Annotated in this window: 23 protein-coding genes; 12 read left to right on the forward strand and 11 right to left on the reverse strand. The window is 64.4% G+C overall.

The window, feature by feature from the left end; translation table 11 throughout:
• A partial coding sequence (ffh, locus tag ACTHN9_RS06360) for a signal recognition particle protein (protein ID WP_440535908.1) occupies positions 1 to 1,248 on the reverse strand: 1,248 nt, incomplete at its 3' end.
• An 82-nt stretch (positions 1,249 to 1,330) separates the two neighbouring features.
• Here ffh and ACTHN9_RS06365 point away from each other — a divergent pair.
• The 6 genes from ACTHN9_RS06365 to ACTHN9_RS06390 all read left to right on the forward strand — a co-directional run bounded on the left by ACTHN9_RS06365 (position 1,331) and on the right by ACTHN9_RS06390 (position 9,191).
• Positions 1,331 to 2,233, forward strand: a complete 903-nt coding sequence (locus ACTHN9_RS06365; protein WP_440535909.1) for a cytochrome C assembly family protein — start codon at positions 1,331 to 1,333, stop codon at positions 2,231 to 2,233.
• 5 nt (positions 2,234 to 2,238) lie between these two features.
• Positions 2,239 to 2,550: a PP0621 family protein gene (locus ACTHN9_RS06370; protein WP_440535910.1), complete on the forward strand. Its 312-nt coding sequence runs from the start codon at positions 2,239 to 2,241 to the stop codon at positions 2,548 to 2,550.
• Positions 2,547 to 3,134, forward strand: coding sequence for a 1,6-anhydro-N-acetylmuramyl-L-alanine amidase AmpD (ampD, locus tag ACTHN9_RS06375; RefSeq protein WP_440535911.1), 588 nt, complete (start codon positions 2,547 to 2,549; stop codon positions 3,132 to 3,134). The genes ACTHN9_RS06370 and ampD overlap by 4 nt, the downstream gene beginning before the upstream one ends.
• A 478-nt stretch (positions 3,135 to 3,612) precedes the next feature.
• A complete protein-coding gene (locus ACTHN9_RS06380; protein ID WP_440535912.1) occupies positions 3,613 to 6,606 on the forward strand; it encodes a ribonucleoside-diphosphate reductase subunit alpha in 2,994 nt (997 codons plus the stop codon).
• Between the two features lie 399 nt (positions 6,607 to 7,005).
• Positions 7,006 to 8,211 carry a ribonucleotide-diphosphate reductase subunit beta gene (locus ACTHN9_RS06385; RefSeq protein WP_440535913.1) on the forward strand — a complete coding sequence of 402 codons (1,206 nt, stop codon included), beginning with the start codon at positions 7,006 to 7,008 and terminating at the stop codon, positions 8,209 to 8,211.
• A gap of 449 nt (positions 8,212 to 8,660) precedes the next feature.
• A complete protein-coding gene (locus tag ACTHN9_RS06390; protein ID WP_440535914.1) occupies positions 8,661 to 9,191 on the forward strand; it encodes a histone H1-like DNA-binding protein in 531 nt (176 codons plus the stop codon).
• 155 nt (positions 9,192 to 9,346) lie between these two features.
• Here the strand turns inward: ACTHN9_RS06390 and ACTHN9_RS06395 are convergent, their stop codons facing one another.
• The 10 genes from ACTHN9_RS06395 to ACTHN9_RS06440 all read right to left on the reverse strand — a co-directional run bounded on the left by ACTHN9_RS06395 (position 9,347) and on the right by ACTHN9_RS06440 (position 18,047).
• Positions 9,347 to 9,823 carry a glycine zipper 2TM domain-containing protein gene (locus ACTHN9_RS06395; RefSeq protein WP_440535915.1) on the reverse strand — a complete coding sequence of 159 codons (477 nt, stop codon included), beginning with the start codon at positions 9,821 to 9,823 and terminating at the stop codon, positions 9,347 to 9,349.
• Between the two features lie 30 nt (positions 9,824 to 9,853).
• Positions 9,854 to 10,792 (reverse strand): carbohydrate kinase family protein, encoded by a 939-nt coding sequence (locus ACTHN9_RS06400; protein ID WP_440535916.1) that lies wholly within the window; start codon positions 10,790 to 10,792, stop codon positions 9,854 to 9,856.
• A 98-nt stretch (positions 10,793 to 10,890) separates the two neighbouring features.
• Positions 10,891 to 11,391 (reverse strand): thiol peroxidase, encoded by a 501-nt coding sequence (gene tpx / locus ACTHN9_RS06405; RefSeq protein ID WP_440535917.1) that lies wholly within the window; start codon positions 11,389 to 11,391, stop codon positions 10,891 to 10,893.
• An 83-nt stretch (positions 11,392 to 11,474) separates the two neighbouring features.
• On the reverse strand, positions 11,475 to 13,004 hold the full coding sequence (locus ACTHN9_RS06410) for a DUF3426 domain-containing protein (protein WP_440535918.1): 1,530 nt from the start codon (positions 13,002 to 13,004) through the stop codon (positions 11,475 to 11,477).
• 28 nt (positions 13,005 to 13,032) lie between these two features.
• Entirely contained in the window at positions 13,033 to 13,980 is a 948-nt protein-coding gene (gene prmA / locus ACTHN9_RS06415; protein WP_440535919.1) for a 50S ribosomal protein L11 methyltransferase, read from the reverse strand.
• Between the two features lie 102 nt (positions 13,981 to 14,082).
• The gene (gene accC, locus ACTHN9_RS06420) at positions 14,083 to 15,450 is read right to left on the reverse strand and encodes an acetyl-CoA carboxylase biotin carboxylase subunit (protein WP_440535920.1); all 1,368 of its coding nucleotides are present in this window, start codon (positions 15,448 to 15,450) and stop codon (positions 14,083 to 14,085) included.
• Between the two features lie 125 nt (positions 15,451 to 15,575).
• Positions 15,576 to 16,046 carry an acetyl-CoA carboxylase biotin carboxyl carrier protein gene (accB, locus tag ACTHN9_RS06425; RefSeq protein ID WP_440535921.1) on the reverse strand — a complete coding sequence of 157 codons (471 nt, stop codon included), beginning with the start codon at positions 16,044 to 16,046 and terminating at the stop codon, positions 15,576 to 15,578.
• A gap of 66 nt (positions 16,047 to 16,112) precedes the next feature.
• Positions 16,113 to 16,568 carry a type II 3-dehydroquinate dehydratase gene (gene aroQ / locus ACTHN9_RS06430; protein WP_440535922.1) on the reverse strand — a complete coding sequence of 152 codons (456 nt, stop codon included), beginning with the start codon at positions 16,566 to 16,568 and terminating at the stop codon, positions 16,113 to 16,115.
• 195 nt (positions 16,569 to 16,763) lie between these two features.
• Positions 16,764 to 17,336 (reverse strand): TlpA family protein disulfide reductase, encoded by a 573-nt coding sequence (locus ACTHN9_RS06435; RefSeq protein WP_440535923.1) that lies wholly within the window; start codon positions 17,334 to 17,336, stop codon positions 16,764 to 16,766.
• Positions 17,337 to 17,402: 66 nt separating this feature from the next.
• A complete protein-coding gene (locus ACTHN9_RS06440) occupies positions 17,403 to 18,047 on the reverse strand; it encodes a UDP-N-acetylmuramate--alanine ligase (protein WP_440535924.1) in 645 nt (214 codons plus the stop codon).
• A 152-nt stretch (positions 18,048 to 18,199) separates the two neighbouring features.
• On the opposite strand from ACTHN9_RS06440, the gene mpl reads away from it, so the two are divergent.
• From mpl to ACTHN9_RS06470, 6 genes are all read left to right on the forward strand, one after another.
• Complete coding sequence (gene mpl / locus ACTHN9_RS06445) at positions 18,200 to 19,597, forward strand: UDP-N-acetylmuramate:L-alanyl-gamma-D-glutamyl-meso-diaminopimelate ligase (protein ID WP_440535925.1); 1,398 nt, start codon at positions 18,200 to 18,202, stop codon at positions 19,595 to 19,597.
• The gene (locus ACTHN9_RS06450; protein ID WP_440535926.1) at positions 19,594 to 20,178 is read left to right on the forward strand and encodes a YqiA/YcfP family alpha/beta fold hydrolase; all 585 of its coding nucleotides are present in this window, start codon (positions 19,594 to 19,596) and stop codon (positions 20,176 to 20,178) included. The genes mpl and ACTHN9_RS06450 overlap by 4 nt, the downstream gene beginning before the upstream one ends.
• Positions 20,179 to 20,307: 129 nt before the next feature.
• Positions 20,308 to 22,452, forward strand: a complete 2,145-nt coding sequence (locus ACTHN9_RS06455) for a ribonuclease catalytic domain-containing protein (RefSeq protein WP_440535927.1) — start codon at positions 20,308 to 20,310, stop codon at positions 22,450 to 22,452.
• Entirely contained in the window at positions 22,449 to 23,351 is a 903-nt protein-coding gene (gene aroE, locus ACTHN9_RS06460) for a shikimate dehydrogenase (protein WP_440535928.1), read from the forward strand. The genes ACTHN9_RS06455 and aroE overlap by 4 nt, the downstream gene beginning before the upstream one ends.
• A gap of 99 nt (positions 23,352 to 23,450) precedes the next feature.
• Positions 23,451 to 24,173, forward strand: a complete 723-nt coding sequence (gene mtgA, locus ACTHN9_RS06465; RefSeq protein ID WP_440535930.1) for a monofunctional biosynthetic peptidoglycan transglycosylase — start codon at positions 23,451 to 23,453, stop codon at positions 24,171 to 24,173.
• A 247-nt stretch (positions 24,174 to 24,420) separates the two neighbouring features.
• Positions 24,421 to 24,879, forward strand: a 459-nt coding sequence (locus tag ACTHN9_RS06470; RefSeq protein ID WP_440535929.1) for a contractile injection system protein, VgrG/Pvc8 family, incomplete at its 3' end; no start/stop codon positions are given.

The following is a 24,879-nucleotide window of genomic DNA, read 5'->3' on the forward strand; positions in this document are numbered from 1 at the left end:
CTGCACCTGCACACCGGCGCCCGCGGCGATCCGGCGCTTGCGCGTCGCCTTGATGAGCTCGGGTTTGGCGCGTTCGGCCGGCGTCATCGAATTGATGATGCCTTCCATCCGGCGCATCTGTTTTTCGGCCTGGCCCATATCGGCGCCCGCCGCGGCCTGCTGGAACTGCGCGGGCAGTTTGTCCATCAGCGTCGACAAACCGCCCATGTTCTTCATCTGCGAAAGCTGCGCGCGGAAGTCGTTGAGGTCGAAATCGCCGCCCTTTTTGACCTTGTCCGCCAGCTTTTGCGCCGCCTTGACGTCGACATTGCGCTGCGCTTCCTCGACTAGAGCAAGAATGTCGCCCATGCCGAGAATCCGGTTCGCCATGCGCTCGGGGTAGAACACCTCGAGGCCGTCGAGCTTTTCCGCCACGCCGACGAATTTGATCGGCTTGCCCGTCACGTGGCGCACGGACAGCGCCGCACCACCGCGCGAGTCGCCGTCGAGCTTGGTCAGTACGACGCCCGTGAGCGGCAGCGCGTCGTTGAACGCCTTCGCGGTATTCACGGCGTCCTGCCCGAGCATCGCGTCGACGACGAACAGCGTTTCCACCGGCTTCACGGCGGTGTGCAGCGCGGCGATTTCCTGCATCATCGCCTCGTCGATACCGAGCCGGCCGGCCGTATCGACGATAAGCACGTCGTGGTAGTGACGTTTGGCCCAGTCGAGCGCCGCAGCCGCAATCTCGACAGGCTTCTGATTCGGCTCGGACGGGAAGAAATCGGCGCCGACTTGTTCCGTCACCGTCTTCAACTGCGCGATGGCGGCCGGGCGGTAGACGTCGCACGAGACGGTCAGCACCTTCTTCTTGTATTTCTCGCGCAGGAGCTTCGCGAGCTTACCCGTGGTGGTGGTTTTACCCGCGCCCTGCAAGCCCGCCATCAAGATGACGGCCGGCGGCGTGACGGCGAGGTTCAATTCCGCCGCCTTGCCTTCGTAGTCGCCGCCGATGACGGCCGTGAGTTCGCGTTGGACGACGGAGACGAGCGCCTGGCCGGGCGACAAGCTCGACAGCACTTCTTCGCCGAGCGCCTTCTCCTTGACCTTGGCGACGAAATCGCGCACGACGGGCAGCGCCACGTCGGCCTCGAGCAACGCGAGCCGGACTTCGCGCAGCATTTCCTGCGTGTTGGATTCGGTGAGGCGGGCTTCGCCGCGCAGCGTCTTGACGACGCGCGCCATCCGTTGAGTGAGTGTGTCGAGCATGGGAGCCGTAGGGAGCACAGCGGCGGCTGCGCGCCGTCGCAGGAAGCGGGGCGGGCGCGGCGGCCTAGTGTAAACTTGGAACATGGATATTGTACTGTATGCCCTCACCGCGCTCCTTTACGGCGGCCTTGCGGTCATCGGCTGGCGCGCGCATGGGGGGGCGGGCGCCCCGTCGATGCGCGCGTGCGTGCCGCCCGGGCCCGCGGGGCCACGCCCGCCGTCGTCGCCGAGCGCCTCACGTGCCACGCGCGCGTTACTGTTCGTGGCGCTGGCCGTGCATGGGCTGCTGCTTCATCTCACGATCTTTCCGCACGACGCGATGGTGTTCGGTTTCGCGTTCGCGTTGTCGGCCATGTTTTGGCTCGGCGCCTGCATCTACTGGATCGAAAGTTTCTTTTTCCCGCTCGAGGGGCTCGGGCTGCTCGTGTTGCCGCTCGCGTGCGTCGCTTCGTTGATGCCGCTTGCCTTCGGCGGCGTGCACGTGCTCTCGTACGCGGCCGCGCCGTTATTCAAGCTGCACTTCATCATCGCGAACGTGGCTTACGGGCTGTTCGCGATCGCCGCGCTGCATGCCGTCCTCATGCTCTTCGCCGAGCGCCGTTTGCATAGATTGCGCAGTGCGATGGAAAGTCAGGGCGGCGGGTGGATCGCCGGCTGGCTCGATACGCTTCCTCCGCTGCTGACACTCGAGAAACTCCTGTTTCGCCTGATCGGGGCGGGGTTCGTCTTGCTCACGCTGACGCTGATTTCCGGCGTGCTGTTCAGCGAGCAGTTGCTCGGCCGGCCGTTGACGTTCGATCACAAGACCGTTTTTGCCGTCCTGTCGTGGGTCATGTTCGGTGCGCTGCTCACGGGCCGCCAAGTGTCGGGATGGCGCGGGCGCGCCGCGTTGCGCTGGGTCCTCGTCTCGTTTGTGGCGCTGCTGCTGGCCTATGTCGGTAGCCGCTTCGTCTTCGAGGTGCTGCTGCACCGTCCCGTCGTGTAATCGCCATGCGCCAGATTTTTCTTCTCGTCGTGTTCGTGCTCGCCGCTCGCTGGCTCGTGAAAACGATGCGAGCCGCCCAGACCGACGTCGCCGGGCGCGGCGCTGGGGCGGCACGATCGGGCACACCGCGCGGGGCGGGCGCCGCGCGGCCCCAACCGCGCGAGCCGCGGCAACTCGCCGAGCCGATGGTGCGCTGCGCCGCGTGCGGCGTGCACTCGCCCAAGAGCGATTCGGTGCGGGCCGGCGATCAGTACTTCTGCAGCGTCGAGCATGCGCAGCGCCACGCGGCGCGCGCCACGGGGCGCGAGGGACGATGAGCGCCGTGCTGTTCGCCGTCGATCGCGACGGCTGGGCGCGCGGTGCGCGCGTGCTGCGCTCGCCGAACTTCGAGGCGCGTCCCGCGGGCACGGTGCCGACCCTCGTCGTCGTCCACAACATCAGTTTGCCCCCCGGCGAATTCGGGGGGCGAGCCATCGCCGATCTTTTCCTCAATCGCCTCGATTGCGACGCGCATCCCTATTACGATGCGCATCTGCGCGGCCTGCGCGTCTCGTCGCATTTCGTGATCTTGCGCGACGGCACGCTCGAGCAGTTCGTCTCGTGCGATGAGCGTGCCTGGCATGCGGGCGTCTCGAACTTCTTCGGGCGCGAACGTTGCAACGACTTCTCCATCGGCATCGAACTCGAAGGCGCCGACGCGAACCCGTTCGAAGCCGCGCAATACGCGACGCTCGCCGCGCTCGTGGGCGCACTCGTCGCGCGCTATCCGATCGAGGCGCTGGCCGGACATTCCGATATCGCGCCGGGCCGCAAGACCGACCCGGGGCCGCACTTCGACTGGGCTCGCTTGCAGCGCGACACCGCACTCGCCGATCGGTATTTCCCCTACCGCTACGCGTAGCGGCCACGAAATTGCGTGCTCGCGCGGCATGCGCAAAAGCACGCGCCGCTTGCGTTTGCGATAAGTCCTTGTCCCCGCTCGCTTAATCAAAAGTCAAGCGTTCGCCCCCAAATAAACCCTTTTGATTTGGCCGTTCGGTCCACTATACTTGGTATCAATACGACGCAGTCTTACTAGATATTGTGTCGACACGCCGGGGCGCCAAGGATCGGAAAGGGCGCTGGAACCGCAGAACGCGGCGTGTAAATCATGCGGATGGAACGCCGGGCAATGCCCGGCGTTCCATCTTCGGGGGAAAAACGGGACGTGCCAGTGCCGCGGCAATCATGGCGAAAGCGATCATGCTTTTCGTCTCGCGCGGCCGGGCGCTCCGATGGTCCCGTTTCCTCTCCCGCCCCTCATCGTTCGCGCTCGGGGTGGCGCGGCGGTTGTTCAAATCCGCGGTTCGACCGCACATCCAAGATCAGGAGCTTTGCACATGCAAACGACCGACAACATGACGAGCCAGCACGAAGGCGCGCAGGCCGGGCGCGCCGTCGGCGGCCAGGCTGCTTACGCGCAGCCGCTCGCGCCGCAGGCGACCTTCGCGGACTACAAGGTGATCCGCCGCAATGGCAGCGTCGTGTCGTTCGAGCCGTCCAAAATCGCGATCGCCGTGACCAAGGCATTCCTGGCGGTCAACGGCGGGCAGGGCGCCGCCTCCGCGCGCGTGCGCGAGCTGGTCGAGCAGCTGACGCACAGCGTCGTGCGCGCGCTCGTGCGCAGCCGCCCGAACGGCGGCACGTTCCACATCGAAGACATCCAAGATCAGGTCGAACTCGCGCTCATGCGCGGCGGCGAGCACAACGTGGCGCGTGCCTACGTGCTCTACCGCGAGAAGCGCAATCAAGAGCGCGGCCACGACCAGGAAGCGGCCGCACCGTCCTCGGGCCTGAACGTGACCGACAACGGCGTCACGCGTCCGCTGGACCTCGTCGCGTTGCGCGGCCTGATCGAATCGGCGTGCGACCGGCTTGGCGATGCGGTGAACGCGGAGCCGATCGTCGCCGAGACGGTGAAGAACCTCTACGACGGCGTGCCGATGACCCAGGTCTACGACTCGGCCATCCTCGCCGCGCGCACGATGATCGAAAAGGACCCGGCTTATAGCCAGGTGACGGCCCGCATCCTGCTGCACACGATCCGCCGCGAAATTCTCGGCGAGGAAGTGACGCAACGCGAAATGAGCGAGCGCTACGCCGAATATTTCCCGCAGTTCATCAAGCGCGGCATCGAAGCGGAGCTGCTCGACGAGAAGCTGCAGCAATTCGACCTCAAGCGTTTGGGTGCGGCGCTCGAGGCCGGCCGCGATCTGCAATTCGGCTACCTCGGTCTGCAAACGTTGTACGACCGTTACTTCCTGCACGTCGAAGGCACGCGCATCGAGATGCCGCAGGCATTCTTTATGCGTGTCGCCATGGGTCTGGCGCTGAACGAGATCGATCGCGAAGCGCGGGCGATCGAGTTCTACAACGTGCTTTCGACGTTCGATTTCATGAGTTCCACCCCGACGCTGTTCAATTCGGGTACGCGCCGCTCGCAACTGTCTTCGTGCTATCTCACGACGGTCGCCGACGATCTGGACGGCATCTACGAAGCGCTGAAGGAAAACGCGCTGCTCTCGAAGTTCGCCGGCGGCCTCGGCAACGATTGGACGCGCGTGCGCGCCCTCGGCTCGCACATCAAGGGTACGAACGGCAAGTCGCAAGGCGTGGTGCCGTTCTTGAAGGTCGTCAACGACACGGCCGTGGCCGTCAACCAGGGCGGCAAGCGCAAGGGCGCCGTCTGCGCGTATCTCGAGTCGTGGCACCTAGACATCGAGGAGTTCCTCGAGCTGCGTAAAAACACGGGCGACGACCGCCGCCGGACGCACGACATGAATACGGCGAACTGGATCCCCGATCTGTTCATGAAGCGTGTGATGGAAGGGGGCGAGTGGACGCTGTTCTCGCCGTCGACCTGCCCGGATCTGCACGACAAGTTCGGCGCCGACTTCGAAAAGGCTTACACGGCCTATGAAGAAAAGGTGGCGCGCGGCGAGATCAAGCTGTTCAAGAAGATCCCGGCCGCTCAGTTGTGGCGCAAGATGCTCGGCATGCTGTTCGAGACGGGTCACCCCTGGATCACGTTCAAGGATCCGTGCAATGTGCGCTCGCCGCAACAGCACGTGGGTGTCGTCCATTCGTCGAACCTGTGCACCGAAATCACGCTGAACACGAGCGACGCCGAAATCGCCGTCTGCAACCTGGGTTCGGTGAACCTCGTCGCGCACCTCGCGAAGCAAGCCGACGGCAGCTACGCGCTCGATCAGGACAAACTGAAGCGCACGATCGGCGTGGCGATGCGCATGCTCGACAACGTCATCGACATCAACTACTACGCGGTGTCGAAGGCGCGTAACTCGAACCTGAAGCACCGCCCGGTCGGCATGGGCATCATGGGCTTCCAGGACTGCCTGCATCTGCTGCGCGTGCCGTACGCGTCCGACGAGGCGGTGGAGTTCGCCGACCGGTCGATGGAAGCGGTGTGCTACTACGCCTATTACGCGTCGACCGAGCTGGCCGAGGAGCGCGGCCGCTATTCGAGCTATCGCGGTTCGCTGTGGGATCGCGGCATCCTGCCGCAAGACACCCTGAAGCTGCTCGCCGAAGCGCGCGGCGGCTATGTGGAGGTCGATACGTCCGAGACGATGGACTGGCCGACGCTGCGCTCGCGCATCTCGACCTACGGCATGCGCAACTCGAACTGCGTCGCGATCGCGCCGACGGCGACGATCTCGAACATCATCGGCGTCTCGGCCTGTATCGAGCCGACGTTCCAGAACCTGTACGTGAAGTCGAACCTGTCGGGCGAATTCACGGTGGTGAACGACTACCTGGTGCGCGACCTGAAGGCGCGGGGCCTGTGGGACGAAGTGATGGTCGCCGATCTGAAGTACTTCGACGGCACGCTGTCGCGCATCGACCGGGTGCCGGCCGATCTGCGCGCGATCTATGCGACCGCATTCGAAGTCGATCCGAAGTGGCTCGTCGAAGCGGCGTCGCGTCGTCAAAAGTGGATCGACCAGGCGCAATCGCTGAACATCTATATGGCGGGCGCATCGGGCAAGAAGCTCGACGAGGTCTACAAGCTCGCCTGGTTGCGCGGCCTGAAGACGACCTACTACCTGCGCACGATGGCTGCAACGCACGTCGAGAAGTCGACGGTCGCGCACGGCGCGCTCAACGCGGTGCCGTCTGCCGAAGGCGGTGCAGGCGGTGGCGGCGCGGCTGGGGGCTTCGGCGCGACGGGCGGTGCGATCGGCTCGGCGGGTTCGGCGACGGGCGGCATGAACGCGGCGAGCGCGGCGGCACAAGCGCCCGAGGCGGACGGCCCCGTGTGCATGATGCGCCCCGGCGATCCGGGTTTCGACGAATGCGAGGCGTGCCAGTAACGCCTTCGCTCGAACGCCGGTGCGGTGCGCCGGCATCGAACGGCCGAGGGTGCGCGAACGATAGAACGACAAACGCGCGCCCTCGAGCAAGGCAGTGCGATCGGCTTCGCCACGCAGCGAAGTCATCGGCAAGCAACGAACAAGAAGCGGGATGCGAGGGACACGCGGGAGGCATTGCATCGACGATAGATGCACCGATGAGGTCCCCTTCGACGAGAAGAAGAAAGCATCGCGACGACCCTTCACGAGTCATCGACGATTCGCGCGAGCGCGGCGTAACGAACAAAGTGTTGTATCGAGGTCGCAGCACGAATCGAAAAACAAGGATTTTCATGAGCGAACCCTTTTATCGCTCGTGAAAAGATGGTACAAACCGATCTAAATTGATGGTGAGAATTTATGCTCAACTGGGATGACGAGACGACTGCCGTAACTCCCTCGAGCGGTTCGCAACTGAACGCGTTGCGCAACCGAGCGGGGCAGGCCGTCGACACGCAAGCTGCGTCGCAGGCTCGGCCCACGCAAAACATCTTCGCGCAAGACTTCGCCGTCGCGCCGGCACCGGCCGCCGAGCCTGTCGCATCCGACGCGCGCGTCAACGTGGCGGACAAGCGCATCATCAACGGCCAGACCGACGTCAACCAACTGGTGCCGTTCAAGTACAAGTGGGCGTGGGAGAAGTACCTCGCCGGCTGCGCGAACCATTGGATGCCGCAGGAAATCAACATGTCGCGCGACATCGCGCTTTGGAAGGACCCGAACGGGCTGACCGAAGACGAGCGCCGCATCGTCAAACGCAACCTCGGCTTCTTCGTGACGGCCGATTCGCTGGCCGCGAACAACATCGTGCTCGGCACCTACCGGCACATCACGGCGCCCGAGTGCCGCCAGTTCTTGCTGCGCCAGGCGTTCGAGGAGGCGATCCACACGCACGCCTACCAGTACATCGTCGAATCGCTGGGTTTGGACGAGGGCGAAATCTTCAACGCCTATCACGAGGTCGCTTCGATCCGTGACAAGGACGAGTTCCTGATCCCGTTCATCCATACGCTGACCGATCCGGCATTCAAGACGGGCACGCTGGACGCGGACCAGAAGCTGCTCAAGTCGCTGATCGTGTTCGCCTGCGTGATGGAAGGGCTGTTCTTCTACGTCGGGTTTACGCAAATTCTTGCGCTCGGCCGTCAGAACAAGATGACGGGCGCGGCGGAACAGTACCAATACATCCTGCGCGACGAGTCGATGCACTGCAACTTCGGCATCGACCTCATCAACCAGATCAAGCTCGAGAACCCGCATCTGTGGACGCGCGAGTTCCGTGAAGAGATTCGCGAAATCTTCAAGCACGCGGTCGAACTCGAATACCGCTACGCCGAGGATACGATGCCGCGCGGTGTGCTGGGGCTGAACGCGTCGATGTTCAAGAGCTATCTGCGCTTCATCTGCAACCGTCGTTGCCAGCAGATCGGCCTCGATCCGCTCTACCCGAACGAGGAAAATCCGTTCCCGTGGATGAGCGAGATGATCGACCTGAAGAAGGAACGTAACTTCTTCGAGACGCGGGTGATCGAATACCAAACCGGTGGTGCGCTGTCCTGGGAATGACACGTGCTGTCCGGTGCGATGAATGAATGATGATGGGGCGCCGCCGCGAACAAGGCCGCGGCGGACAAGGTAAGGAGCAAGATCGCCTAATGCAAAGCGTGCCCGGTGGTGAGACCGCCCACAAACAGGACAGGCACTTTGCGACCCCTTCGGTGGGATGGGCGAACTACCCCCTGAAAAAGCCGGCGGCAGGGCTGCCGGCTTGTCACGAGCGAATATCGGGCTCGGCGAGCGTATGGCGCTCGCCTGCCAACTCGATCCGGCGTGCTGTGCCTTTGGGTACGGCACGCCTTACCGCATTCATTAGCGTAAGCACTAGGTTTTTGCGTACGCCGATGAATAGCCCGCTTCGCAGCGCGCGCCGTCAACACCGGCGCGCAGCGGGAAGCGGGTTTGAAGAAGGGTGTAGTTCGAACCGACTCATTTCCGAAAACCCGAAGGAGAAAACAATGGCAACAGCCAAGAAGAAACCCGCCGCTAAGAAAGCCGCTCCGGCCAAGAAGGCAGCTCCGGCGAAGAAGGCCGCGGTGAAGAAGGTCGCAGCCAAGAAGGCAGCGCCGGCTAAGAAGGTCGCAGCCAAGAAAGTCGCCGTGAAGAAGGTTGCGGCGAAGAAGGCGGCACCGGCCAAGAAGGCAGCACCGGCCAAGAAGGCGGCGGTGAAGAAGGTTGCAGCGAAGAAGGCAGCACCGGCTAAGAAGGCCGCGCCTGCGAAGAAGGCCGCCGCCAAGAAGGCTGCGCCTGCTAAGAAGGCCGCGCCTGCGAAGAAGGCTGCCGCTAAGAAAGCCGCCCCTGCGAAGAAGGCTGCTGCTGCGCCTGCCAAGAAGGCTGCGCCTGCGAAGAAGGCTGCCGCTAAGAAGGCTGCGCCCGCACCCGCTGCCCCTGCTGCGCCGGCTGCCGCATCGACGGCACCTGCGTCGACGGTGAAGACCGCGTTGAATCCGGCCGCTGCTTGGCCGTTCCCGACGGGCAGCCGTCCGTAATAGGACAGCGCGACGAGCGCGGCGCAAAGCGTCGCACTCGTTCGCGACGGTCCTATGAAAAAAACCGCCGCCGGTTCGTTTGCCGGCGGCGGTTTTTTTATGTGCGCTTCGTGTTCGCCGGCCCCCGAGCGGATCGCTGCGAGGGCGCCATGCGGTTAGTGCGTGACGCGCGTAACACCGGCACTCGAGAGCAGCCGCACGCGGTCTCCGGCTTGGAACATTTCCCCGGTTGCCGATTGCGTGATGGCGCGCAGATCGCCGTTGTCGAGCCGTACGGTGATCTCCACGCCTGCACGCTTCGCTACGCCGTTCTCGACCGCGTTGCCCGCGACCGCGCCTGCGATACCGCCGATGATGGCGGTTGCGATCGAGCCGCGCCCGCCGCCGATTGCGCTGCCCGCGACGGCGCCGAGTGCGCCGCCGCCGACCGCACCCAGCCCGCTCGGTTGCCCGTCGTTCGACGAAATCGTCACCGCGCGGACGCTTTCCACGGTGCCGAATCGAACCGTTTCCTCGCGCTGGGCTTGGCCTGCCGTGTAGACGTCGGGCGAACTGCTGTTATAAGCGCACCCCGTCATCGTCACGCAAGCGGCCAGCAGCGTGACGAGCATCAATCGAGCCGATGTCTTCATTGTTTGTTACTCCAATAGAGCAATAGAGCGTTACCGCAGGCTAAAGCCGAACGCCTGCTTGAACCGTTGGTCGATCTCGTCGGGGGACGGCGCGTAGGTTTGCGGCCCGGCCTGTTCGATTTTCAGCGAACCCATGAGGCTCGCCAAGCGGCCCGTCGTGGCCCAGTCGAGGCCACGTTCGATGCCATAGAGCAGTCCGCCGCGAAACGCATCGCCGCAGCCCGTGGGATCGACGACCTTCGAGGCGGCCACGGCAGGAATGTCCTCGGTCCGGCCGCCGTGATGGATGCGCGCGCCGTGCTCGCCGCGCGTCACGATCAGCGCCTGCACGCGCTGTGCGATTTCATCGAGCGACCAGCCCGTCTTATTGCTGACGAGATTAGCCTCGTAGTCGTTGACCGCCACATACGTGGCGAGTTCAATGGCGCGCTTAAGCGCTTCGCCGGAGAACAGCGGCAGCCCTTGGCCGGGGTCGAAGACGAACGGCACGCCGGCGGCGGCGAGCTTCTCCGTGTGCTGCACCATGCCGTCGTAGCCGTCGGGCGCGACGATCGCGAGCGTGATGTCCGGTGCCTGATCGGCGTGGTTCAGGTGCGACTGCATCATCGCGCCCGGGTGGAAGGCGGCGATCTGGTTGTTGTCCAGATCGGTCGTGATCATCGCTTGGGCGGTGTAGGCGTCGGGCACCATGCGCACGTGGTCGGTGCGCAGCTTTAGGCTCTTGAACCGATCGAGATAGAGTTGGCCGTCGATTTCGCCGAGCGTACCCATGATGCGGGCGTCGCCGCCGAGCAGGTTCAGCGCGTAGCCGATGTTGCCGGCGCAGCCGCCGAATTCGCGGCGCATCGTCGGGACGAGGAAGCTCACGTTCAGGATATGGACCTGTTCGGGGAGGATGTGCTCGCGAAAGCGCCCCTGGAAGGTCATGATGTTGTCGTAAGCGAGCGAGCCGCAAATCAGCGTAGCCAAGGCAAAAATTCCTATCTGTGTTTCGTAACGGGGGGCGGGATACGAAAACGCCGCGCTTTGTGCCCAAGCGCGGCGTTTTCATTGGATCGTCGGCGGGCTTATTTCAGCGCGCTCAACGCCGCATCGTAGTTCGGCTCGTTCTTGATCTCGCCGACGAGTTCGGCGTGCACGACCTTGTCATTCTCGTCGACCACCACGACGGCGCGCGCCGTCAGGCCGGCGAGCGGGCCCGACACGATGTCGACGCCGTAGGCTTGCGCGAACTCGTGGCCGCGGAACGTCGAGGCCGTCACGACGTTTTCGATGCCTTCGGTCGTGCAAAAGCGCGTGGCGGCGAACGGCAGATCGCCCGAGACGACGATGACTGCCGTGTTTTGCAGCTTGGCCGCCGCTTCATTGAACTTGCGGGTGGACGTGGCGCACGTCGGCGTGTCCAAGCTCGGAACGATATTCAGCACTTTGCGCTTGCCGGCGAAATCGGCGAGCGCCACCGGCTTCAGATCCTTGCCGACGAGCGAGAACTCGGGCGCCTTCTGGCCGACCGACGGAAATGCACCGCCTACTTCGATCGGGTTGCCGCCTAGCGTGACTTGACTCATGTTAGCTCCGGATGTTCGTTTCAGGTTGTCGCGAGTGCGAGATGGTGGGCGCGTGCGCGGGGTCGCGCCGCGCCCGGATTGCCCTACGGATAAAAGATCTGGACGCGGAAGTTCGTTGCCACGGCGTTACCGCTGTCGAGTCGCACGATCATCGTTTGCGTGGCATGCGCGGGCAGGCCCGCGGCGATTGCCGTGCCGGGCGGGACGTAATCTTGGGGCCAGAGAATACGCCGTACGACGACGTTGTTCTTCTCGTCGGACAGCGTCAGCTCGATGGCCGGGTAGGCGAGCGCGATGCCGTACCGATTACGCAGCGGCACGCGCAACTCGAGGCGATGGGGGCCGTCGACCTGTCGCAGATCGGGGACCTCGATTCGCAGCCCGTCGATATCGCGTGGCGGCGAAAGCTGGCAACCCAACTGGGCGCACACGCGCGCGAACAGCGGCTGCGAATCGGGCCAGTAGACCATGACCGCTTCGCGGCGCCACCAAGCGAGTTGCGCGATCAAGGCGACGACGAGCGCGACGCAGACGATCCCGCCCACGACGTACGCGAGCACACGGCTCGGCGCCCTGGCGCGCGTCTCGCGCGTGACGGCGAAGTGCCGCTCGCGCTCGTCGGATTCCGGTGGTTCAGCGAAGATGGGCGGCACGCTTGCTGCGTGAACCGGCGATTCGGCGCCGAAGCTCGGCTCCGTTTCGGTTTCGGCCTGGGCCTGAAGACGTGCGCGCAAGCGCGGTTCGAGATGCGGCTCGTTTTCCTCTTCGTGCGTATCGCGTTCGCTCGAGCGCGGTGCCGCACCGGACTCGAATTCGGGCTCGGGTTCGGACTCGATTCGCGCCGCAGTATGCGGCGCCGCGCCGAAGTGCGGTTCGACATCGGCCACGGACGGCTCGCGCCCGTTGAAATGCGGTTCGTCGTCGCGCCACAGCGGCTCGTGCGCGGGTGTCCAGCTCGGCGTGGCCACCGTCTCGTCGGTCTCGCCGCGAGCCGGTTCGATGAACGCCGATGCGCCCGGTTCGCCCGTGGGTTCGCTCGAGCGCGGCGCGCTCTGCTGCGGTTCGTCGGGGGCTGGCGCGCGTTGTTCCGCGGCTGCTCGGGCTTGTGCTTCAGCCTGGGCCCTGGCTTCCTCCTCGGCTCGAAGCCTGGCCTCGGCTTCCTCTCGAGCCCTGGCCTCGGCTTCCGCTTGAGCCTTGGCCTCGGCTTCCGCTTGAGCCTTGGCTTCAGCTTCCTCTCGAGCCCTGGCCTCAGCTTCCGCTTGAGCCTTGGCTTCAGCTTCCGCTTGGGCCCGCGCTTCGGCTTCCGCCCGGGCGCTCACCGCTTCCGCTTCGCCGGTCGCTACCCCTTGCGACGCGAACGGCGGCACTTCGTTTTGCTCAGCGTCGTGGCTGCGCGAGGAGGCCGGCGACGCCGCGTCCGGTTCGTGCTTAGGCAGTTCAGCGCCGGCATGCGGATCGAGCAGATTGCTCCGAGCGTCGAAGACTTGCTGACAGTGTCCGCAGCGGGCGAACCCACCGGAAGCCGCGAGCAGCGCTTCCTGGACCCGGAAAACCGTTTCGCAGTGGGGACAGCGGGTGGCTAGAACCATGGTGAGCGGGTGGGAGCCGGACAAGCCGGTGCGTCGATCGATAGCCGGTATTCTAATGGTTTCCCGCTGCGCCTTCGGCTGCGCTGCGGTTGGTGCCCGCTTCGCCGGCGCGCTTGACGCCGGTCAAGCAAACCCATCCCTCGTGTTCCCGCCACACGCCGATCTCGATCCATGGCCGATACGCCTGCGCTACTTCCTCCGCCTGGCGCGCGAGGACGCCGGATAGCGCGATGCGTCCGCCGGTCTTGACCTTCGCGCACAGCATCGAAGCCATCAGTTTGAGCGGGTTCGACAAGATATTGGCCACGACGATGTCGAATTGCCCGGCCGGACAATCGTCCGGCAGCGCATAGGCGACATCGGCGCGGTTGCGCTCGGTGTTCAGCCGAGCCGATTCGACGGCTTGCGGATCGATGTCGACACCGAAGACGGGGGCGGCGCCGCACTTGTTCGCGAGGATCGCCAAGATACCCGAACCGGAGCCGTAATCGAGCACCGAGTGGCCAGGTGCGACCGTTTCCTCGAGCCATTCCATGCACAGGCGCGTGGTGGGATGGCTGCCCGTGCCGAACGCTAGGCCCGGATCGAGTTCGAGAATCAGCGCCTGCGGATCGGGCGCGTCGTGCCACGACGGCACGACCCAAATGCGCTTGCCGATCGCGATCGGTTCGAATTGCGATTGCGTGAGACGCACCCAGTCCTGCTCAGGCACGTCGCGCAGCGTGAACGCGGGCGTGGCCGCCAACCCCACTGCGTTGGCCGCCGCGGCCGCGAGTACGGCCGGCTCTTGTTCAGGCGCCAGCAGGGCGACGACGCGCGAATGTTGCCACGCTGTCCGATCGGGCGTGAGACCGGGTTCGCCGAACAGCGGCTGCTCGTCGGGCGTATCGGCATCGGCGTCTTCGACCGATACCGATAGCACACCGAGTTCGAGGAGCGCATCGGAGAGCGCCTCGGCGCGCGTCCGATCGAGTTCGACGATCAATTCCCGGTAGCTCATGGTGCTAGCCTCCGTCCCCCAAGGGGACTTCCTGCGGGCGCCGGTTCCGGCCCAAGGAGGCTGACGGCCCCCTCGGGGAGCAGTGAACGTGGGGGCTTCATTTCACGCTTCTTCCGGTGCGGCTTGCTGCTTTTCGGCGAGCCGGTTTTCGAGGTAGTGAATGCTCGTGCCGCCTTCGACGAAGCCCCCGTCGAGCATCAACTCGCGATGCAGCGGGATGTTCGTCTGAATGCCTTCCACCACCATTTCGGACAACGCGATGCGCATCCGGCGGATCGCCTGCTCGCGGGTCGCGCCGTAGGCGATCAGCTTGCCGATCATCGAATCGTAGTTCGGCGGAACGAAATACCCATTGTACGCGTGCGAATCGACCCGGATGCCCGGGCCGCCCGGCGTGTGCCACGAGGTGATCCGGCCCGGCGACGGGGTGAAGCGGAACGGATCCTCGGCGTTGATCCGGCACTCGATCGCGTGCCCGCGGAAGACGATGTCGCGCTGGCGCAGCGAGAGCTTTTCCCCGGCGGCGATGCGGATCTGTTCCTGCACGATGTCGACGCCCGTGATCAGTTCCGTGACCGGGTGTTCCACCTGCACGCGCGTGTTCATTTCGATGAAATAGAACTCGCCGTTCTCGTAAAGGAATTCGAACGTGCCGGCGCCGAGGTATCCCATCTTCTTGCACGCATCGGCGCAGCGATCGCCGATGCGCTCGATCAGACGGCGTGCGATGCCGGGTGCCGGCGCTTCCTCGATTACCTTCTGGTGACGGCGCTGCATCGAACAATCGCGTTCGCCGAGCCACAGCGCGTTCTTGAACGAATCGGCCAGGATCTGGATTTCGACGTGACGCGGGTTTTCGAGGAACTTCTCCATGTAGACCTGCGGGTTGCCGAAGGCACGTTCGGCTTCTTCGCGTGTCATGTTGACGGCGTTCACGAGCGCCGCTTCCGTATGGACAACGCGCATGCCGCGCCCGCCGCCGCCGCCGGCTGCCTTGATGATGACGGGATAGCCGATCGATCGCGCGATCTTGACGATCTCCTTCGGATCATCGGGCAGGGCGCCCTCCGAACCGGGCACGCACGGCACGCCCGTCTTGATCATCGTCTGCTTGGCGGAGACTTTGTCGCCCATGAGGCGGATCGTCTCGGGACGCGGGCCGATGAAGGCGAAGCCCGATTGTTCGACACGCTCGGCGAAATCGGCGTTTTCCGAGAGAAAGCCGTAGCCGGGGTGGATCGCTTCGGCATCGGTGACTTCGGCCGCGCTGATCAGCGCGGGCATGTTCAGATAGCTCTGCGGCGACGGTGCCGGTCCGATGCAGACGGCTTCGTCGGCGAGCTTGACGTACTTGGCGTCCTTATCGGCTGTCGAGTAGGCGACGACCGTCTTGACCCCGAGCTCGCGGCACGCGCGCTGGATGCGCAACGCAATTTCGCCGCGGTTGGCAATGAGAATTTTTTCAAACATGGCGATGGTCCGACGCATTAATGAGCTCGTGCGTCGTGGGGCCGCGAAGAAAGTGGCGGCGCACGGCATTCGAGCGAAACGGCGTACGCCCGAGGCGGCTCTTGCCCCCCGGGCCCGCTTTGCGATTAGCCGATGACGAAAAGCGGCTGGCCGTATTCCACGGCCTGACCGTTCTCGATGAGGATTTCCTTCACGACGCCGGCTTTGTCGGACTCGATTTCATTGAGCAGCTTCATCGCTTCGATGATGCACAGCGTCTGGCCTTCCTTGACCGAATCGCCCACTTGGATGAAAGGCTCGGCGCCCGGCGACGGCGAGCGATAGAACGTGCCGACCATCGGCGAGGTGACCACGTGACCTTGCACGGCGGCAGCCGGCGCTTGCGCGGCCGCTGCGGGCGCTTGTTCGAGCGAGCCTACGCCGGCGACAGGGGCGGATGGCGCGAACTGCGGCGCGAACGAAGCGGACGGCTGTACGTAAACCGGCGGCGCATTCTTGACGATGCGGACTTTGCCTTCGCCCTCGGTCACTTCCAGCTCGGAGATACCCGATTCGGAGACGAGGTCGATCAAAGTTTTCAGCTTACGTAGATCCATAGGGAATCCCCTTGTTCAATGCGTGAGGCGCCGGCTCGTGCCGGTGCCGATTTGGTGTTCTGAAAATCAGCTGCGCGCGCTCGGCGACGCGAGCCGCTCGAGCGCGAACTCGAGTGCGTACAGATACCCTTTCCAACCGAGCCCGCAAATGACGCCCTCGGCCAGATCGGAAAAATACGAGTGATGCCTGAACGGCTCTCGGCGATGCACGTTCGACAGATGGATCTCGACGAACGGGATGCCGACGCCCGCCAGCGCATCGCGCAACGCGACGCTCGTATGGGTGTAGGCGGCGGGGTTGATCAAGACGAACCCGACCGCTTCCGCGCGAGCAGCCTGCACGCGGTCGACGAGCTGGCCTTCGTGATTGCTCTGAAACGTCGCCAGCTCGACTCCGGCTTCCTTGGCGCGGGCCAGGAGCGCCTGATCGATCTCGCTCAGTGTGACGCGACCGTAGACCTCGGGCTCCCGCGTGCCTAGCAGGTTGAGGTTCGGGCCGTGCAGTACCAGCAATCGTCTCATGGTTCGCTTCTGTTTCCGCGGAATTGCGCGCACTTTAGCGCCGTTTATCGAAACTTGTCTAGCAGCGAATGAGAATATCGGTTTGCGAAGCGGTCATTCTTGCCGGCTTGTCACCGCTTTTTCTGCCAACGGGCCGCGTTCTTCGTCGATCGACGTGCAATTTGCATCGAACGGCGCGTAAGGTTGTTGGGTGGGTCAAAGGGCGTCGAGCGTCTTGCTCAGCTCGGCTGGAGCGACTTGTCCTAATTTTGTCGACCGTACGACGCCGTTAGCGTCAATTACGACCGTAAAGGGCAGCGCGCCCGCGGTATTGCCGAGGCTGCGCGCCAGGTCCGCACCGCCGAATCCGCTGACGAGAATCGGGTAATCGACCGGGAGCTTCTTCAGAAAATTCTGAATGTTTTGCTGCGAATCGACGCCGATTCCGACGAACTGAATCCCCTTGCGCGCATAGGTGTCGTGCAGCCGCACGAGTTGCGGCATTTCAGCGACGCAGGGGCCGCACCACGACGCCCAAAAATTGACCACCAGCACGTGCCCCTTGTAGGGAGCGAGCGTCTTCGGCTTGCCGGCGACGTCCTGCAACGGGGTATCGAGCAATTGTGCGACGGCGTCGCTGGCGGGCACGCCCGCTTCGGGCACCGAGGCCCCGCGCGCATCGGCAACGGGGCGGCTCGCCGCGCCCCCTCGCCATTGCCGGACGCCGATACCGAGCGCGGCCGCAACGACGACAAGGGACGCGATGGCGAGGGTAGCTTTCGTATTCATCTGTCGCTGTCTATCTACTATCTAAATAGAGGGCGGACCGTGGATCCGCTGCTGGATCGTTTCCGATCAATTCGTGAGGGGAGCGGCATCGTCGCCATCGAGCAGTGCTTGGACCGCGTCGGCATTGGCACGGGGCGCGCGACCGCGCGCATCGGCCCGCACCGCGCCGCGCAGATCGTCCGTATCGTACAGCGCGATATGAATGCCCACCGGTTCTTCATCGCGGGCGCCGCGCCATAGGAAGCTCAAGGTTTCGACATCGCCGCGCCCTCCGAAATGGCGCGTTTCGGACACGTCGTACTGCACGTTCGCATTGAGCAGGTAAATCGCTACCTCTTTCGGATTGTCGCAGAACGCTTGCAAGTGGATGTCCGAGTGCTCCCCCGCCGTGCCGTTCAGCACCGCACCCGTCAAATAAGGGTTGAATGGCGCCAGGCGCTGCATCCATTCAAGTGCGATCTCGCGCAGGCGCCGCAACAGAGCCGGCTGCGTGTCCGACTGGAACAGCAATTGATATTCGCGGATTTCTTCCTCGATCTGGTCGTTGTCGGGCAGCCATTCGCCCGCGACGCGCGCCTGTCCCACCACTTGCCGCGCCGCCTTGCGCTTGGCGCTGGCGTAGTCGAGCCCTTCCTCCGCGATCAAGCGGGCAGCCGCGATCGCGATCTCTTCCCGCACGCGCTGCGGATCGACAAAAGTTTTGCGCATCATCCGGCCATCATACTCGATCGCCCGGTCGCGCCCGCTGCGCCCGGCCGACGCGAGCGCGTCGGGTACAATAGCGGGCCTCACGCGGCTCGCCCGCCCGGCGTTCGCGTCCCACCATGCACTTCGCGGCAAGCGCGGCACGAGCAGACAGTTTTATGCATATCCATATCCTCGGCATTTGCGGCACATTCATGGGCGGTCTCGCGGTGCTCGCGCGCGGCGCGGGACATACCGTGACGGGTTGCGACGCCGGCGTCTATCCGCCCATGAGCACCCAGCTCGAGGCGCAAGGCATCACGCTCATCGAAGGCTACGGCGCCGAACAGCTCGATTTGAAGCCGGACCTGTTCGTGGTCGGGAACGTCGTTTCGCGCGGCAATCCGCTGATGGAGGCGATTCTCGACCGCGGGCTACCCTATGTATCGGGGCCGCAATGGCTAGGCGAGCACGTGTTGGCGGGCAAGTGGGTGCTGGCCGTCGCGGGCACCCATGGCAAGACCACGACGAGTTCGATGCTGGCCTGGCTGCTCGAAGACGCGGGGCTCAATCCCGGCTTTCTGATCGGCGGCGTGCCGTTGAACTTCGGCGTCTCGGCTCGGCTCACCGATTCGAGTTTCTTCGTCATCGAAGCGGACGAATACGATACGGCCTTCTTCGACAAACGATCGAAGTTCGTCCATTACCGGCCGCGCACGGCGATCCTCAATAATCTAGAGTTCGATCACGCCGACATCTTCCCGGATCTGGCCGCGATCGAAACGCAATTCCATCATCTCGTTCGTACCGTGCCCGGCGTGGGACGGCTCGTCGTCAACGGACGCGAGCCCGCGCTCGAGCGCGTGCTGGCGCGCGGCGTGTGGAGCGAGGTGGAGCGCTTCGGCGTGGAAGGCGGCTGGGATGCGCTGCCCGCGGCGCAAGCCGAGCCGATCGACGAACGCTACGCCGTTTATTGGCGCGGCGAGCGCGTCGGCTCGGTCGACTGGCAAGTGCAGGGCGAGCACAATCGGCTCAACGCGCTGGCGGCGATCGCGGCCGCGCGGCATGTGGGCGTGCCGCCCGCTCAGGCTGCGCGCTCGCTCGGCGCATTTCGTAACGTGAAGCGGCGCATGGAAGTGCGCGGCAGTGTCGACGGTGTGACCGTCTACGACGATTTTGCCCACCATCCGACGGCCATCGAAACCACGATCGCCGGGCTGCGCACCCGTATCGGCGGCGAGCATACCCGAATCTTGGCGGTGCTCGAGCCGCGCTCGAACACGATGAAGCTCGGCGTGATGAAGGCGCAACTGCCTCAGAGCCTGGCGGGGGCGGATCTCGTTTTCGGCTATGGCGCGTCGAGCGGGCGCGACGCGTTGGGATGGGACCTGCGCGAGGCGCTTGCCCCGCTCGGCGAGAAGGCGCTCGCGTTTACCGATCTCGATGCGCTGGTATCGGCGGTCGTCCGAGCGGCCCGTCCGGGCGACCACCTGCTCGTCATGAGCAATGGCGGGTTCGGCGGCGTGCACCAGAAACTGCTCGACGCGCTCGGATCGAGCGCGAGAGGCGTCATGTGATTCTGTACCTGCACGGCTTCCGCTCGTCGCCGAAATCGTTCAAGGCCCAGTTGTTGGCGGCGCGCTTGGCTGCGCTCGGCCGCGCGCAAGAGTGGCGCTGCCCGATGCTGCCCGTGTCACCGCTCGAGGCTGTGGCCTTGGTGGAGGCGCAGATGGCGGGGTTGCCGCCCGAGGACGTCACCGTGATCGGCAGTTCGCTCGGGGGCTACTTCGCCACCTATCTGGCGGAGCAGCACGGCTGGCGCGCTGTGCTGCTCAATCCGGCCGTGCTGCCGCAGCGAGATCTGTCGGCTTATTTGGGCGAACAGCCGCTCTGGCACGGCGGCGGTAGCATCGTCGTCGAGCCGCGTCATCTGGACGAGTTGCGATCGTTGGCGGTCGCGTCGATCACCCGGCCGGAACGCTATTATTTGATCGCCGCCACGGGCGACGATGTCCTCGACTACCGCGAGATGCTCGCGCATTACCCCGGTGTCGAGACGAAACTGATTACCGGCAGCGACCATGCAATCAGCGAATTCGCCGATTACGTCGACGAAGTGCTCGCGTTTTGCGGCGTTGCCCCGGCCGGGCACGTGTAGCCCGGCAGCCGTGCCGGCAGCGCGCAGCGGGTGCGCGCTGCCCAGGCGAAACCCTATCGATTCGCAGCGGGTGCGCGGTTTGCGGCGCTTAGCTGGCTGCGAGGGCCCAATTTGTAATGAGAGTGTCGAGTGAACGTTTTCTTTGAGGAATCAGGCGGGTTGAAGGCGGGCAGCATCCTGTCGCGCCAAGGCGATGCGCTCCAAGTGGAGCTGCCCGGCGGGCGGCGGACGAAGGTGCGCGCCAAGGACGTGCTGATCGAGTTCGAGAAGCCGAGCGCGGCCGAATTGTTGCAAGAAGCCGAGGCGAGCGCGCAGCAGATCGACCTCGATTTTTTGTGGGAATGCGCGCCCGCCGACGAATTCCCCTTCGCGGCACTCGCGAGCGAGTACTTCGGCGCGCAATCCGGCCCCGTCGAGCGTGCGGCGCTCGTTTTGCGCATGCAGGGCGCGCCCGTCTATTTTCGTCGCAAGGGGCGCGGGCAGTATCAGCGCGCGCCCGAAGAGCAACTGAAAATGGCGCTCGCGGCGTTCGAACGCAAGCGGCAGCAGGCGCTCGTGCAGGCGCAGTACGAAGAGGAACTGAAGGCCGGGCGGCTGCCGGACGCGTTGCGCGGCAAGGCGCTCGCGCTGCTCACGAAGCCCGATAAGAACACGATCGAATACAAGGCGCTCGAGGGCGCGGCGGCGGCACGCGGGATCTCCCAGGCGCGGCTCATGCTCGACTGCGGCGGCATCGCCTCGGCGCGCGCATTGCACGAAGCGCGCTTCTTGTCCGAATTCTTTCCGCACGGCACCGGTTTTCCGGCCGTGACGCCGGGGCCCGTGCCCGACGATCTGCCGACCGCGCACGCGCCGGCGTTTTCCATCGACGACATCACGACGACGGAAATCGACGACGCGTTTTCCGTCGAAGTGCTAGCGGACGACCGCGTTCGCGTGGGCGTGCACATTGCCGCGCCGGCCCTCGGCATCGTCCGCGGCGACGCCGTGGATGCGATTGCGCGTGCGCGCCTATCGACCGTCTATATGCCCGGCGACAAGATCACGATGCTGCCCGACGAGGTGGTCGAGGTTTTCACGCTGAAGGAAGGGGGCCTGCGGCCCGCGCTGTCGCTGTACATCATCGTGAACCGCGCCACGCAGGAAATCGTTGCCACGGAGACGCGCGCCGAACTCGTCTACGTGAAAAGCAACCTGCGCCACAACACGCTCGACGCGTGCGTGACGGAGGAGGCGCTCGCTGCCGGAACGGGCGACTATCCGCACAAGGAAGACATCGCCATTTTGTGGCCGCTCGCCCAAGCGCTGTTCGAAAAGCGCCAAACGGCGCGCGCGGGCTACGGCCTGCGGCGCGAGGTGCCCGGCAATACCGACTACAACTTTTACGTCGACGGCGAGCACGTGACGATCACGCCGCGCCGCCGCGGTTCGCCGCTCGATTTGATCGTCGCCGAACTCGCGATTCTCGCCAACTCGACCTGGGGCGCGCTGCTGCACGACCACGGCGTGCCCGGCATTTACCGCACGCAGCGCACGTTCGCCGCCGCGGGTCCGAAGCGAACGCGCATGCAGACGAACGCGGCGCCGCACGAAGGGCTCGGCGTCGCACAGTATGCGTGGAGCACGTCGCCGCTGCGGCGCTACGTCGACCTCGTCAATCAGTGGCAGCTGCTCGCCTGCGTGCAGCATGGGGTGGCGGCCAAGCTCGTCGCGCCGTTCAAGCCGAAGGACGCCGATCTGTTCGCGGTCGTACAAGGCTTCGACGACACCTACACGGCATACGCCGATCATCAGCGCCGCATGGAGTATTTCTGGTGCCTGCGGTGGCTCACGCAGGAGAACAAGAAGGAAGTGGTCGCCTCGGTGGTCAAGGGCGATCTCGTGCGGCTCGAAGAAGTCCCGCTGCTGCTGCATGTGCCGGGCCTTGGCGTGCATGCGCGCGGCACGCGGATCGTGCTCGAGGTGATGGGGGTCGACGAATTGACCGTCGAGGCCTCCGTTCGGCCGCTTCGCGTGCTTGACGCGCCGGTTGCCGCAACGATGACCGCCGAGGACGAAGAGGAAGAGGCCGAGGTGATCGATGCGCCCGATGCATCGGCGCAAAGCGAGGAAGAAGCGCGTGCCGAGGCGGCCGAGGAAGAGGGCGAGCCGTCCGCCGGACCCGTGCAGAACGGCGACGCACCGGGTATCGACGACACCGATGGTAACGATGGCAGCGCGCCGTCCGCCGACGCGCAAGGCGGCGCGGGACGACCCGCACAGGTGGCCGAATGAGCGGGGCGAGCGAGGCGTCGCCGCAAGACGTACCGGCGATCGCGCCCGCGCAGGCGGGGTGCGAACTGTATGCGGTGGTCGGTAATCCGATCGCCCATAGCAAGTCGCCCGCCATTCATTCGCGCTTTGCCGAGCAGACCGGCGAGCGTATCGAATACCGGCGTCTACTGGCCCCTATCGATGCCTTCGAGCCGACGGTGCGCGCATTCGTCGCCGCCGGCGGGCGCGGGCTCAATGTCACGGTGCCCTTCAAGCTCGAAGCGTACGCATTGGCGGATCGGCTCTCGCCGCGCGCCGCGGCGGCGGGCGCGGTCAATACGTTGCGTTTCGATGCGGACGGCATCTACGGGGACAACACCGATGGCGTCGGTCTCGTCAGCGACATCGAAACGAACTTGAAGGTGGGTCTTTCCGGCGCGAGCATCTTGCTGCTCGGTGCCGGCGGTGCGGCGCGCGGGGCGATCCTGCCGATGCTCGAGCGCGGCCCGCGTCTGCTGACGATCGTCAATCGCACTGCGGAAAAGGCGCAAGGGCTCCTCCGGCAATTCGAGCAGGCTGCGCGGGAAACCGGCTGCGTGCTGTCGGGCGGGTCCCCGTCGGCCATCGAGCCGGTGTCTTACGACGTCGTCGTCAACGCCACGGCCGGTTCGCTCGCGGCGGCCGTACCCGAGTGCGACGACAGGGCATTCGGTACCGGCACGCTGGCCTACGACATGATGTACGGCGCGCAGCCTACCGTGTTTATGCGGCACGCGCAGGCGCTGGGGGCAAGAGTCTCCGACGGATTGGGCATGCTCGTCGAACAAGCCGCGGAATCGTTTTGGGTTTGGCGCGGCGTGCGGCCGGCGAGCGGCTCGGTGCTGGCCGAACTCCGTTCGTTGCTGGCGGCATCGGCTTAGCCGGTTGCGGGATCGGTCATGGTCGATCGGTCGGTGCTCAATCTCGCGGGTGTCGCGCGCTCGAAACGAACGACGAGTCCGAACAGTCAAGACGCATCGATGACGAAAACGAGAAAGCGCGTGGGGAGCGGCATCGGCGGCTGGATGCTGTATGTCGTGGCGGTATGCGTATTCGCTTGGGCGGCGACGCAGGCGTATTACTTTGCGCAAATCGCCCTGTGGAGCGTCGTGAATCCGAGTTCGACGGCGTTCATGCGCGCCGATGCCTGGCGGCTCGCGCAGGACCGGCCCGACGTCGCGATCCAGCACCAATGGGTTCCCTACGATCGGATCTCGCGCAATCTCAAGCGCGCGATCATCGCTTCGGAAGATGCGAACTTCGTCAACAACAACGGTTACGAGACCGACGCCATTCTCCAAGCTTGGGAGAAGAACAAGAAGCGCGGCAAGATCGTCGCGGGTGGGTCGACGATCTCGCAGCAACTCGCACGCAATTTGTTTCTCTCGCGTCAAAAGAGTTATTTGCGCAAAGGGCAGGAGCTGATCATTACGTGGATGCTCGAAACGCTGCTGGATAAAGAGCGGATTTTCGAGATTTATCTGAATTCGGTGGAATGGGGAAACGGCGTGTATGGCGCGCAAGCAGCGGCACGGTATTACTATCGGTGCAACGCGTCGCAATTGACGGCTTGGCAAGCGGCCCGGCTTGCCGTGATGTTGCCGAACCCTAAGTACTTCGATCAGCATCGCTCGTCCGCTTATCTCGCGCAAAGAGCGGGGGTCATCGCGCGGCGGATGGGGGCGGCGGAATTGCCGCGTTGAGGGAAATTCGGGTGTCGGTCCGGCGTTGCTACGGTGGAGCCGAAACTCAACCTTTCTAAATCGGAACTTGTTGCTTGGTTTCGATTGAATCGGTAAAAAGGTGCGCTCATTGTCATTGTTTGACGGGGTCGCTCGCCGCTGATAAATTCCCGCCTTTCGTTCGTATAGGCCGTTACGCCCGCGCACGTCAATTGGGTCGTGCGGCGTAGCCTGCGCATTGCGTGCGTTTCCAGCGAGAGAATAAGTCGTGAACTATGCAGACCTGCGGCGCGCGCCATTCGGGGCGTTTCCAACTCAACGAAATCGGTCGATCCAGCTCGGATTCGGTGAAAGACAGCAACAACTCGAAGACGTATTGCTGCCACAGCGGGTAGACATACAGGAAAGTCTATTCGGTGGTATCGACGGCTGTGTTTCATGCATCTCCACCACCGCAGGATTGCCGCTCACGCTGTTTATCGGCTTGCCGGTATCGGTGCGACTCGTCACCGATACCGGCGGCTTGCGGGCGATCAACGGCATCGTTGTCGATGCCCGCGAAGGCGAGTCCGACAATTCGCTCTCCACTTATCAGCTGTTTATCCGCGATGCGTTGTCCATCTTGGAGCGGCGCATCAATACGAGAATTTTCCGGCAAAGCAACGTATTGGACATCATCCAAACGCTGGTCGGAGAGTGGCGGAAAAATAGTTCGGTGCTGGCCGGC

Source organism: Trinickia sp., from assembly GCF_051953405.1.
Lineage (GTDB): Bacteria > Pseudomonadota > Gammaproteobacteria > Burkholderiales > Burkholderiaceae > Trinickia.